The organism is Terasakiella sp. SH-1 (genome assembly GCF_004564135.1).
Classification (GTDB): domain Bacteria; phylum Pseudomonadota; class Alphaproteobacteria; order Rhodospirillales; family Terasakiellaceae; genus Terasakiella.
In genome coordinates this window covers 767,221-780,103 of sequence record NZ_CP038255.1, presented here as the reverse complement: position 1 = coordinate 780,103, position 12,883 = coordinate 767,221, and the positions used below count along the sequence as shown (strand labels likewise).

At 49.3% G+C, this 12,883-nt stretch carries 11 protein-coding genes; 8 read left to right on the top strand and 3 right to left on the bottom strand.

The window, feature by feature from the left end; translation table 11 throughout:
* The first annotated feature begins 27 nt into the window (after positions 1-27).
* Together E4K71_RS03525 and E4K71_RS03520 are read left to right on the top strand one after the other, a co-directional pair.
* Positions 28-1,953, top strand: coding sequence for an ATP-binding protein (locus E4K71_RS03525; protein ID WP_135076647.1), 1,926 nt, complete (start codon positions 28-30; stop codon positions 1,951-1,953).
* Entirely contained in the window at positions 1,946-3,307 is a 1,362-nt protein-coding gene (locus E4K71_RS03520) for a sigma-54 dependent transcriptional regulator (RefSeq protein WP_135076644.1), read from the top strand. The genes E4K71_RS03525 and E4K71_RS03520 overlap by 8 nt, the downstream gene beginning before the upstream one ends.
* 17 nt (positions 3,308-3,324) lie before the next feature.
* Here E4K71_RS03520 and E4K71_RS03515 read toward each other — a convergent pair whose 3' ends face one another.
* Entirely contained in the window at positions 3,325-3,930 is a 606-nt protein-coding gene (locus E4K71_RS03515) for a response regulator (protein ID WP_135076640.1), read from the bottom strand.
* A gap of 174 nt (positions 3,931-4,104) precedes the next feature.
* On the opposite strand from E4K71_RS03515, the gene dmeF reads away from it, so the two are divergent.
* The 6 genes from dmeF (at position 4,105) to E4K71_RS03485 (ending at position 10,299) form a co-directional block, all read left to right on the top strand.
* On the top strand, positions 4,105-5,094 hold the full coding sequence (gene dmeF / locus E4K71_RS03510; protein ID WP_135076637.1) for a CDF family Co(II)/Ni(II) efflux transporter DmeF: 990 nt from the start codon (positions 4,105-4,107) through the stop codon (positions 5,092-5,094).
* A gap of 368 nt (positions 5,095-5,462) precedes the next feature.
* On the top strand, positions 5,463-6,452 hold the full coding sequence (locus E4K71_RS03505) for a TRAP transporter substrate-binding protein (RefSeq protein ID WP_135076634.1): 990 nt from the start codon (positions 5,463-5,465) through the stop codon (positions 6,450-6,452).
* A 128-nt stretch (positions 6,453-6,580) separates the two neighbouring features.
* Entirely contained in the window at positions 6,581-7,237 is a 657-nt protein-coding gene (locus E4K71_RS03500; protein ID WP_135076631.1) for a TRAP transporter small permease, read from the top strand.
* Entirely contained in the window at positions 7,237-8,637 is a 1,401-nt protein-coding gene (locus E4K71_RS03495) for a TRAP transporter large permease subunit (protein WP_135076628.1), read from the top strand. The genes E4K71_RS03500 and E4K71_RS03495 overlap by 1 nt, the downstream gene beginning before the upstream one ends.
* A 136-nt stretch (positions 8,638-8,773) precedes the next feature.
* Positions 8,774-9,457, top strand: coding sequence for an orotate phosphoribosyltransferase (locus E4K71_RS03490; RefSeq protein ID WP_135076625.1), 684 nt, complete (start codon positions 8,774-8,776; stop codon positions 9,455-9,457).
* Between the two features lie 89 nt (positions 9,458-9,546).
* The gene (locus E4K71_RS03485) at positions 9,547-10,299 is read left to right on the top strand and encodes a sulfite exporter TauE/SafE family protein (RefSeq protein WP_135076622.1); all 753 of its coding nucleotides are present in this window, start codon (positions 9,547-9,549) and stop codon (positions 10,297-10,299) included.
* A 60-nt stretch (positions 10,300-10,359) separates the two neighbouring features.
* Here the strand turns inward: E4K71_RS03485 and pyrC are convergent, their stop codons facing one another.
* Together pyrC and E4K71_RS18405 are read right to left on the bottom strand one after the other, a co-directional pair.
* Positions 10,360-11,409: a dihydroorotase gene (gene pyrC / locus E4K71_RS03480; protein WP_135076619.1), complete on the bottom strand. Its 1,050-nt coding sequence runs from the start codon at positions 11,407-11,409 to the stop codon at positions 10,360-10,362.
* 66 nt (positions 11,410-11,475) lie between these two features.
* Complete coding sequence (locus E4K71_RS18405) at positions 11,476-12,882, bottom strand: ATP-binding protein (protein WP_167730245.1); 1,407 nt, start codon at positions 12,880-12,882, stop codon at positions 11,476-11,478.
* Position 12,883 lies beyond the last annotated feature (1 nt).

Sequence of the window (12,883 nt, the reverse complement as noted above, 5' to 3'; positions counted from 1 at the left end):
CGTCCCTTTAACCTCTTCTCAAACGTGATGACAGATACTTCTTTTGAGCTGCCGCCCTATTCGGAACTCAATGACGATACAACCGACTTACTGAAAAACAGATCAATCAAAATCACCTTGATCGTTTTACTGTGTGTTGCCATGCCCCTTAGCTTGTGGGCTTTGGCGCAATGGACGTATGACGCCAGCTTGGGCAATCTTCGCCAGCAACTGGATTCCCGGATGAAGCTCTATTCCTCCAACATCGTCAGCGAACTTGAAAAATACGAATATCTGCCCACAATCCTTGCCCGCGACCCTATCCTGAAATCCCTGTTTGAAGGCGACATGATGGACTACCGAATTGATCGGGCCAACCGTCACCTTAGTGCCATTCGCGATACAGCCGAAGTTTCTGCCGTTTATGTCATGAACCCGCAAGGTAATACAATTGCCGCCAGCAACTGGGAAGAAGAGGCATCTTTTGTCGGAAAAAACTTTCAGTTTCGCCCCTATTTTAAAAATGCCATGACCGGCAAAACAGGTCATTACTTTGCCTTGGGCACAACCTCCAAAATTCCCGGCTATTATCTGTCCCATCCCATTGGTGATACAGATGATGTTAATGGTGTGGTCGTTGTAAAAGTCAGCGTTGCCCGCCTTGAAGAAGCCTGGGCCACCGCAAATGAGGAAGTCATTGTGACAGATAGCAATGGGGTTGTGATCATCGCAGGACAGGAAGAATGGAAATTTCGCACCCTGAAACCACTTAGCGAACAAAAACGCAGCACCCTTATCCTGTCACGTCAATATTCCGATGCCAAACTCATCCCCGTTGAAATGGGGCGTCAAAATACGATTGACGAACAAACAGTACGCCTTGCCATTCGCCAACCCAAACTGGAGGGGCAAAATTCCAAAAAATGGGAAGATATTTATCTGCGCTCCCGTCCGGTTTTAGGAACGGACTGGACCATCCATTATATTTTCCGTGAGGCCAAATTACGCGAAGATGTGATTAACACCCTGATCATTGCTGCCTTTGCCTGGCTCATCACGATTTTGAGTTTTCTCTATATCGTGCAACGACGCAATATGATCACCCATCGCCTTGCCTATCAGGAAAAACACCAAAAGACATTGGAACAAGCTGCCATTGAACTGGAACATCGGGTCAAACGACGCACCCAAGCCTTAAGTGAAGCCAATAATCGGCTGGAAGAAGAAATTAAGGAAAGGCTGAAAGCCGAAAACGATCTCCATATGGCACAGGATGAATTGATACAGGCTGGAAAGCTTGCCGCCCTTGGGCAAATGGCGGCTGGTATCACCCACGAAATGAACCAGCCCCTGACCGCTATTCGCAGCTATTCTGACAATGCAACGGTCTTGCTGGACCGTGGACGTCTGGATGATGTCCATTCCAACCTGCAACAAATTTCAGACCTGTGTGCCCGATTGGGCAAAATTTCAGGCCAGCTTAAGGTCTTTTCACGCAAAACCCCGTCAGAAAAAGAACCTATCAGCCTGTCAAAAGTGATCAATGAAACCCTTGCCTTGCTGGAAAGCAGCGCCAAGATGGGGAACGTCACCATCCATAACGAGATTGGCAAACAGGATATTATGGTCTTGGGTGAACCCATCCGTCTGGAACAAGTTCTGATCAATATTTTGCGCAATGCACTGGATGCAATGGCTGACCAAAGCGAAGCAACAATCTGGATTTCCTGCCAAACCACACAAACCCGTGTCTCTATCCTGATCCGTGATACTGGCCCCGGCTTTAAAGAAGAAGAACTTGATCGTATTTTCGACCCCTTCTTCACCACCAAGGAAGTGGGCAAAGGTCTGGGATTAGGGCTTTCCATTTCATCACGGATCATTCAAGATTTCGGCGGTGTCTTAAAGGCACATAATCACGTTGACGGCGGTGCTGTCTTCACCATCGAACTTCTACAGGCGGCACATGGTTGACTATCAATATAAAGGTCCGGTTCTTTTCATCGACGACGAAATGCATATCCGGCTTTCGGCCAAACAAACATTGGAACTGGCCGGGTTCGATGTGGTCTGTCTGGAAAATGCCGAAGATGCCCTGAAACAACTGGAACAAGGCTGGCCGGGGATTGTCATTTCCGACATTAAAATGCCCACAATGGATGGGCTTACCTTTATGGAAAAAGCCCATGATATTGATAAAGACATCCCGATTATTCTGATTACCGGGCACGGCGATGTCACCATGGCGGTTCAGGCCATGCGCGATGGGGCCTATGATTTCATAGAAAAACCTTTCCCTTCTGAACTCCTCAGTGATACCGCCGGGCGGGCGATGGAAAAGCTCAGCCTGATCCGGGAAAACCGCGAACTGCGTGAAAAACTGAAAAACCAGTCCGGCATTGCGGAGAATCTGCTGGGGAAATCCCAACCGATTGAACAGCTGCGAAAACTCATCGGCAATGTGGCAAACACCGATACAGACGTGCTTATCATGGGCGAAACCGGCACGGGCAAAGAGATGGTTGCACGCTGCCTGCATGAAAACAGCACCCGTCATAATGCCCATTTTGTTGCCGTAAACTGTGGTGCCATGCCCGAAAGCATTTTTGAAAGTGAACTTTTTGGCTATGAGCCCGGTGCCTTTCCCGGCAATCCAAATCGCCGCATCGGCAAAATCGAACATTCTTCCGGCGGCACATTATTTTTAGATGAAATTGAAACCCTGCCCATGACCATGCAGGTCAAGCTGTTACGGGTTTTACAGGAACGTTCCATTGAACGGCTGGGATCAAATCAGGTCATTCCCCTTAACTTACGCATTTTAGCAGCCACCAAAGCCGACCTGCTGCATGAAGTCCAAAAAGGCAATTTCCGTGAAGACCTCTATTATCGCCTGAGTGTTGTGATGATCCCCACCCCCCCATTACGCAACTGGAAAGAAGACATCCCCCTGCTCTTCCAACATTTTGCACAAGAAGCCAGCCAGCGCTTCTCACGTGATTGCCCCATAATACGTGAAGGACAAATTCAGGGGCTTGTCGCACACAACTGGCCGGGCAATATCCGGGAATTAAAAAATGCGGCTGAACGGTTTGTTCTCAATGACGGGCAAAGCCCTCTGGCAGGCGAACAGGCAGCCCTTAATGAAGACAGCCAGAACCTGCCTCAAAAAGTAGAAGCCTATGAAAAGGGACTGATTATGCAGGCCCTTGAAAAAGCAGGCGGCAGCATCAAAGGGGCGATGGAAATTCTTGGGGTGCCGCGCAAAACCCTAAGTGACAAGCTCAAGAAATACGAAATTGACCGGGCAGACTTTCAAGAGAAATAAAGCTTCAAAGGCCCCTGCTAATGGTCATTCAGCAAATCCATAAATTCACCGACCTCCAAGTCTGAGCGTCCGCTTAAGGCTTCATCGGTTGTAAAAACCGGGGCAAAGGACTGCAAAACATCGTCAGGCAGTAAAAAATGCAAGTCGATGGGCAGGTCCCCTTTGGTAATTTTCCCTGCACTTAACAGATCCAGTAAAAAAGCGGAGACCTTGATTTCCAAGCTTTGCGTCGTCATGCCCTGGCTTTTCTGCTTCTTGGCTTCTGTATAGGCATAGGCATTTTCAATGGTCGAAGTCAGCAGCTCATAAGAGCAGGGTTTGGAAAGGTATAAATGTTCCGATCCAACAAGGCGAAACGCTGTGGCCTGATTGCAATGACCGGATAAGACCACGCGTGCGGTATCGGGAAAATGTCTCCAAATATGATCCAGAAGTTTTTCACCGCTCATCTGCGGCATCATCATATCTGAGACAATAACGTCGTATGGATGCTGTTCAAACAGATCAATGGCCTGATAGCCGGAATTGGCAAAATCCATTTCCCAATCTCCCCGTTTGTGGCGCAATGTCCGCGCCAATGCATTCAAAACATTTACCTCATCATCAACAAACAGTACCCGCATTGTCTTTCAGCCCCAGAAATCCAAGTTGCGACAAGCTATTCTAATATACAAATATAGACTATCCCCATTTGGGGACCCTTTATCACAATTCCACCATGTTATTTCATTTGACAGCCCGTTTGTGCTGTATATATATGACAACTTTAATATTAAGAATTAATCTCAGGTTATATCATGCATATTCATTCTCTTGATGACTGGTGCCATGAACATGTCTTTATCGCAGAAGAACAGGAAAAAGGCGAAAAGCGGGCCTATTGGGTGATTGCCCTGACCGTCACCATGATGGTTATTGAAATTTTCTCTGGCTGGCTGTTTAACTCCATGGCCCTTTTAGCCGATGGCTGGCATATGGCAAGCCATGCCGCAGCCCTGTGCATTACGGTCTTTGCCTATTGGTATGCGCGCAAAAACCTGCATAACCGACAATATACCTTTGGTACCGGAAAAGTCAGTGTTCTGGGTGGTTTTGGCAGTGCGGTTGTTTTGGGTGTCGTTACCATCATGATGATCTGGGAATCTGTGCAACGGTTCTTCGAACCTATGACCATCAGTTTTAATGAGGCCATTGGCGTTGCCGTTATTGGCCTTGTGGTTAATCTTGCCAGCGCATGGTTGCTGCACCAAGGCGGTCACGACCACCATCACGGCCATGACCATGGACATCATCATTCGCACGATCACAGCCACGATCATCACCACCATGGACACGGGCATGGGCATGATCACAATCTTCGTGCTGCCTTTCTCCATGTTGTAGCAGATGCGCTGACTTCGGTACTCGCCATTGTCGCCCTTTTGGCCGGAAAATTTTATGGCTGGGTCTGGATGGACCCGATGATGGGCATCGTCGGTGCCTTGGTGATTTCCCATTGGACTTACGGCTTGCTACGCGATACCGGGCGTATTTTGCTGGATGGGGATGCAGATGAACACCTGAAAGACAAAATCAAACACACAATTGAAGACCATTCAGATAACCGTGTCACAGACCTGCATGTCTGGCGCGTTGGGCCAAAGCATCAAGCCGCGATAGTTTCCCTTGTCACCCATTACCCACAAAGCGCAGACGACTATAAAAAGCTGCTGGCCCCTTATCACCTGTCACACATCACCATTGAAGTGAGCGAACCCTGCCTGCCAGAGCAATCTTCGGCCACATAAAACAGGTGCGAATCTTTCATTTCAGCCATGCATTTTTTGCATAACGTAGACATTGTTTAGAATGCGAACAATTGAATAGGCGGAAACCCGCCACCCTTTTTTTCGGGTGTTGGCGGGTTTCCGCCTATCATTTTTTCAGGGTGAAACAAAATATCTAATATTGCATTGCACCCACGCTTTTTTCCCGTTTTTTCACATTTTCACCCTTCTCCCCGGCTCAGGTCTTTGTCACCTTATGGATACTTTCTTTGTTTAAAGTTTCAAACTTCGGTGTGGCGCGGCAATGGGAGTGTCGGGTTTCATTCCCCTACAGGTGAAACCTCACGTAAGCCGCCCCACCATTATTTTAACTGGGAGGATTTTTCCTTATGCGTAAGCTTACCGCTGGCCTTTTTGCCGCTGCTGCTATGATGACTGCAACTGTTGCAACAGCTGCTGATCCGATCGTAATCAAGTTTTCACACGTTGTTGCTGAAAACACACCGAAAGGCCAAATGGCTAACAAATTCCGCGACCTTGTTAAAGAGCGCCTGGGCGACGACAAAGTAATTGTTGAAGTGTACCCAAGTTCCCAGCTTTATGGTGATAACAAAGTTCTCGAAGCTATGCTGCTGGGCGACGTTCAAATCGCAGCCCCGTCTTTGTCTAAATTCAAAAAATATACAAAGAAACTGCAACTGTTTGATCTGCCGTTCCTGTTCAAAGACATGGCAGCTGCTGAAAAATTCCAACAGTCTGAAGCGGGCCAAAAGCTGCTGAACTCCATGAAGCGTAAAGGCATTCAGGGCCTAGGCTACCTGCACAATGGTATGAAGCAACTGTCTGCTTCCAAGCCGTTGAAAGTTCCAGCTGATGCCAATGGCCTAAAATTCCGCATCATGTCTTCTGACGTTCTGTCTGCACAGTTCGAAGCTGTTTCTGCAACACCGCTGAAAAAGCCGTTCTCTGAAGTATTTACACTGCTGCAAACAAAAGCGATCGACGGTCAGGAAAACACCTGGTCTAACATCTATTCCAAGAAGTTCTTCGAAGTTCAGGAATACATCACGGCCTCTGACCACGGTCTGCTGGACTATCTGGTTGTGACTTCGACTGAATTCTGGGATGGCCTGCCAGCTGACATCCGTGGCGACGTTAAGAAAGCCATGGACGAAGCCATCGCACACGGCAACAAAATCGCTGCTGAAAAAGCAACAGGCGATCGTGCTGCCATCGAAGCTTCTGGACGCTCTAAAGTGATCGACCTGACTGATGCTGAGCGTCAGCAGTGGGTTAACGCCATGAAGCCGGTCTGGGCGAAATTTGAAGGCGCTGTCGGTAAAGACCTTCTGGACGCCGCAATCGCAGCCAATAACTAAGCTGTCTGCTTGAGATACCCCTTAGGACCACCACATCCTAAGGGGTATTTTCTACCTAAAATTATTTTTTAAAACCTTTTCATTTTCATTTAATCGCACGTAACGTCGTAACAATTCGGGGCAATGTGATGGTCGCTAATTTTACACGCCAATTAGAGGAAGGAGTCTTAAGCTTCCTGCTGGTCTTTATGACCCTCCTCGTCTTTGTCGAAGTGGTTTTACGCTTCGGTTTTAATACAGGCATCCACTGGGCACAGGAAGTGACCCTTCATGCCTCTGCCTGGTTCGTTCTTTTCGGAGTTTCATACGGGGTTAAAGTTGGCGCCCACATCGGTGTTGATGCCGTTGTTCGCCTGCTGTCGCCTCAAACCAAGCGCATCGTCAGCATCATCGCTGTTCTGCTGTGTCTCGTATACTGCGCCCTGATCCTGTCTGGTGCGTGGGTCTATCTTGCCAAGGTCTATAAAATCGGCCTGTTCATGGAAGACACACCGACACCGGGTATTTTCCTCTGGCTCATCCCTGAAGACCTATGGTGGGACGTATTTAAAATTGATCCTGAAGAACCGCTGCTGCCCATGTGGTTTGCCCATGGTCCGCTTCTGATTGGTTTCATCTTGCTGGCTTATCGTTTCATTGAAGTCCTCAAAAAATTGATTACAGGTGAATGGACTGACCTGCATATGGCTGACGAAGCCAAGGAAGCCTTGGAAGAAGCAGGCATTGATACGGACATCATTTCTGAAGAAGAAGAAGCAAAACACGCAAAAGAGGGAGCTAAATAATGACGATTGCATTCCTATTCGCCGCCCTATTTGGCTGTATGTTCCTCGGTATGCCAATCGCGGTTGCCTTGGGTCTTTCCTCTGTCAGTACAATCTTGCTGTTCTCCAGTGACTCACTGGCCTCCATCGCGCTTAAACTGTTTGAGGCCCTGTCTGAACACTATACATTGCTGGCGATCCCGTTCTTCATCCTGTCATCTGCCTTCCTGTCCACAGGCGGTGTGGCAAAACGTTTGATCCGCTTTGCCACAGCCGTTGTGGGCCACATTAAAGGTGGCTTGGCCATGGCCTCTGTACTGGCCTGTATGTTGTTTGCCGCTGTATCGGGCTCAAGCCCCGCAACTGTGGCGGCCATTGGTTCCATCGTGATCGCTGGCATGGTGAAATCCGGTTATCCAGAAAAGTTCGGTGCTGGTGTGATTGCCAACGCTGGTACATTGGGTATCTTGATCCCGCCATCCATCGTCATGCTGGTTTATTCTGCGGCAACAGAAGTTTCTGCTTCTAAAATGTTCATGGCCGGTTTCATTCCGGGGATCATGATGGGCCTGATCCTGATGATTGCCATCTATATCGCTGCACGCGTCATGAACCTGCCGTCTGAACCTTTCCCAGGCTTTGCAGAACTTGGCAAATCCATGATGTCTGCCATGGGCGGGATCATGCTGATCGTTATCGTTCTGGGTTCCATCTATGGCGGTATTGCCTCGCCAACCGAAGCTGCGGCTGTTTCTGCTGTCTATGCCTTCTGGGTGTCCTGCTTCGTTTATCGTGACATGGGTCCGTTGAAAGACAAGGAATGGTCCAAAGAAGGTGAAAACGCTGTTGCAGCCTTTGGTCGCTCCGTCGTTCAATCCGTTATCGCCCTGCCCAAATGTATCAATGACCCGGATATCCGCAAGGTGCTGATTGATGCAACAAAAGTATCCATGATGCTGCTGTTCATCATCGCCAACGCCATGTTGTTTGCTCACGTACTGACCACAGAACGTATCCCGCACACCATTGCCGAAGCCATCGTTGGCTGGGGTCTGCCGTGGTGGGGCTTCCTGATCGTGGTGAACCTGTTGCTTCTGGCTGCTGGTAACTTCATGGAGCCAAGTGCGATTATCCTGATCATGGCACCGATCCTGTTCCCGATTGCCATCCAGTTGGGCATCGACCCGGTTCACCTTGGTATCATCATGGTGGTGAATATGGAGATCGGGATGATAACACCGCCTGTGGGGCTCAACCTCTTCGTAACGGCCGGGATTACCGGACATTCCATCGGCTGGGCTGTAAAAGCTGCACTGCCTTGGTTGTCCCTGCTGTTGATCTTCCTCATCCTGATCACCTATATCCCGCAGATTTCTCTGTTCCTGCCGGAATTCATTGATCAGATGAGAGGGTTTAAATAATCACCCTAGACCTCGTGTCTAAAACCTTGGGGTCGCTTTCACAGCGGCCCCTTTTTTTGTGCGGATGATGGTTGATTTGACTCCATTTTGATTATAAAAACACCGCAAGGATTTTCCCATTCAAAGGATAAAACATATGGCTATTATCGCACGTTCTGACGAACATAAGAAAACAGGTGAAACCGTTGCCAAGATTCTGCTTGAAATCGAAGCCATCAACTTTCGCCCGGAAGAGCCATATATCCTGACATCTGGTAAAGCCAGCCCGGTTTATATTGATTGCCGTAAACTAATCTCTTTTAACCGTGCACGTCGCACGGTGATGGAACTGGCAAAACACCAGCTGCAACAAGATGCAGGTTTTGAAGTGTTTGATTATGCCGCAGGTGGCGAAACAGCGGGTATCCCTTATGCGGCCTGGATGGCCGATGCCATTGATGCTTCCATGTTGTATGTGCGCAAAAAACCAAAAGGATTTGGCCGCAACGCCCAGATCGAAGGCCATATGGAAGAAGGCAAGCGTGTTCTTCTGGTGGAAGATCTGGCAACAGATGGTGGTTCCAAACTGAATTTCGTCAATGCCCTGCGCAATGCGGGTGCTGAATGTAACGATGCCTTTGTGGTCTTTTTCTATGGTGTTATTCCCGGTGCCCTGGAAGAACTGGATAAAGAAGGTGTGACCCTGCACTATCTGTGTAACTGGTGGGACGTTCTGCATGTGGCAGAAAAAGGCAACTATTTCACACCGGAAAAAATCGCAGGTGTAAAAGAATTCCTTGAAGACCCGCTGGGTTGGTCCGGCAAACACGGTGGGGCGTAAATGACACCGAAAAAGCTGGCCTTTTGGGTATCTGTTAAGATCGTTGCCCTTGGGGTAATTGGATATTTCGTTGTGCCCATGTTGATGCCATGACACTCCCAATGGATGCGGCCACCCTGTTTTACCTGATGGGGGCCGTTGCCATTGGATGTTATGCACAAGCCGTCACCGGATTTGCCTTCGGTCTGATCTTTGTCGGTGTGGTATCGGTTGCGCAACTGATTGATTTAAAAACAGCCACACTGATCGTCAGCATCCTTGCTGTCATTAATACTGTCTTTGCCCTCAAAAAAGCAGAACGCCATACGGACTGGCGCTTGGTTGGTGCAACGTTAATTCTCAGTATTCCTATGGTCTGGGTTGGATATTGGCTGCTCGATTTCCTCAGCCAAGACCATGTTTCAACCCTGCGCCCACTTCTCGGGGGCGTTATTATTGCCTCAAGTCTGGTATTGATCTTTCCACCAAAGCCGGGAAAGGCCGTCTCCTCCCTGCCTGTTTTCTCCCTCTTTGGGATGATTGCCGGATTACTGGGGGGCCTATTTTCAACCAGCGGGCCACCACTGATCTTTCAGTTTTACCGCCAAAACCTGCCCATTGCGGTTATCCGTGATTGCCTCTTGGCCATTTTTGCAGTCTCAGCTGCCACAAGAACTGGGCTTGCCATTGCCTTGGATGGGCTACCGGATATGGTTTGGATCATCAGTCTTCTTGCCTTCCCCGTCACCATGGGCGCAACATGGCTTGGCAAACATTATCCCCCCAAGGTCAGCGATACGACCATGCGCCGCATTGCCGCAGGCTTGTTGATCTTAACGGCCAGCAACCTGATTGTGACCTAAACAGAAAAAGCCCCGCGATCAACTTACGGAGCTTTTTCTAACAGATAAGGGCTAAGGCTTTTAATCCACCAGCTTCCAAGCCAGTTCTTCCCCACCGCCAAAAATACGAACCGGGTCGCCCGCAGCCGTTTCAATAGTTTCCTCAGGTGTCCAGGTTGTTTTTGACAAGGTAATGGTTTCTTCACTGGCTGCCATGCCGTAAAAGGCCGGACCGTTTAAAGAGGCAAAGGCTTCCAGCTTATCCAGCGCGTTTTCTTCATCAAATACATTGGCATACGTTTCAATCGCTGTGGGGGCTGTAAAGATCCCAGCGCAGCCACAGGCACTTTCCTTGGCATGACGCGCGTGCGGTGCCGTATCTGTACCAAGGAAGAACGCAGCTTCGCCAGACGTTGCAGCTTCACGCAGGGCCAAGCGGTGAAGTTCACGTTTGGCAATGGGCAAGCAATACAGATGGGGATGAATGCCGCCTTTGAAAATATCTGTGCGGTTAATCACCAGATGGTGCGCCGTAATGGTGGCGGCCAAACGCCCGCTATCGGCTTGAGATCGCACAAAATCAACCGCATCCTTGGTGGTGACATGTTCCATCACCACTTTCAGGGACGGAAAATCATTTAAAATCGGTGTGAGAACCTGTTCGATATACAGAGCTTCACGATCAAAAATATCGGTTTCAGGGTCTGTGACCTCGCCATGGACCAACAAAGGCATGCCGATTTCCTGCATACGTTCAAACACCGGATAGACATTTTTCACATTTGTGACACCGGAATCGGAATTTGTTGTCGCCCCTGCCGGGTAGAATTTCACCGCACTGAACACACCTTGCTTAAACCCTTGTGCGATCTCATCTGCATCGGCTGTATCGGTCAGATAGCATGTCATCAAGGGGGTAAAGCCTGCCTCTGCCCCGACTGCGGCCATGATACGGTCACGATAGTCACTTGCCGCCTGAATGGTTGTTACAGGCGGGACCAGATTGGGCATGACAATCGCGCGGCCAAACTGACGGGCTGTATGAGGCGCAACAGCATTGAGCATGTCCCCATCGCGAAAATGCACATGCCAGTCATCCGGACGGCGAATTGTCAGGGTCGTATCAGTCATAAGTTATGTCTTTCGTCAAAAAAATCGCTAGGTTTGGCCCATCATAAAAGCAGCATAGTCCTGCTATCAAGTCGGAAGTGTGATTTTTGCTTCCAAACCGCCTGCATTTAAATTTCTCAGTACCACATCGCCACCATGGGCATGGGCAACAGAGCGCACAACCGCCAGCCCAAGGCCAACACCGCCTGTTTCCTTATTACGTGATGTTTCCACCCGCCTGAAAGGTCTGAATACATCCTCAAGGGACTCACCGGGAATACCCGGCCCATTATCGGTGACAGACAGAACAACTTGCCCATCATGACACGCCAAAACCACCTGACAGCTGCTGCCATATTTCAAAGCATTGCCGACCAAATTCCCCACAGCGCGTTTCAACCCAACAGGTCGCCCTTTAAAGGAGAGTTCCTCCAGCCCCTGATAGGTCACATCACCGCCCGTTTCGCGCATATCTTCACATAGGCTTTCCACCAAAGCCGCCAGATCAATCTGGGATACAGGTTCATTTGCCACATCATCACGGGCAAAGGCCATAGTGGCGGCAATCATGGATTCCATTTCATCCAGATCAGCCAGCATTTTTTCACGTTGCTGGTCATCTTCAACAAATTCAGCACGCAAGCGCATGCGGGTAATGGGTGTGCGCAAATCATGAGAAATCGCCGCCAGCATATGGGTGCGATCCTGTACGAAACGACGCAGGCGGGTCTGCATTTCATTAAAAGCACTTGCTGCCTCGCGGACCTCACGCGGGCCTGTTTCTTCCATGGGGGCGGCATTCACATCACGCCCCAAACGGTCAGCTGCCGCTGCCATCATGGTTAAAGGTTTATTCGCCCGGCGCATAATGACAAAGGCCAACAGGGCAACAATCCCGGTCATAAACAAGAACGGAAAAACAAACGGCGGCAAAAACGGACGTGGCCCCCCTTTAAACGGCACCTTCATATTCAGCCATATGCCATCATCAAGTTCCACCGCCACAAGGATTTTAGGTTTAAAACGCCCACTCGACATATGACGGCGATGTTCACGCCATTCATGTTCACCATCATCGTCGTCATCATCATGGCGGAAAAAGCGATCCCGAATATCACCGCGAAAATCACTATCTTCGACACGAATGCGTTCTTCTGTGATCCCGCCAAGCTGTTCAGCCAAGCGGGTACGCACAAATGGTTCAATCCCAAACCATTTTTCAGGGCGATGAATGGAGGGTGTTTTGGATTGCCACACCCGCATTCCGGACAAGCGGTTGGATTGCAGCAAAAATTTACGCTGCAACGGGCTGGCTGCGTTCATCCATTTCACATAGGTCGCAAGCCGTTCAATCAACTGTGTCCGTTCTGCATTTTCCGTAAACTCACGCCATTCGCGATAATGCACGATACCACCGACAATCTGCACCGTCAAAATACAGCCAATGACAATCGCCAATGTACGGCCCATCATGGTTTGGGGGATACAGCGCATC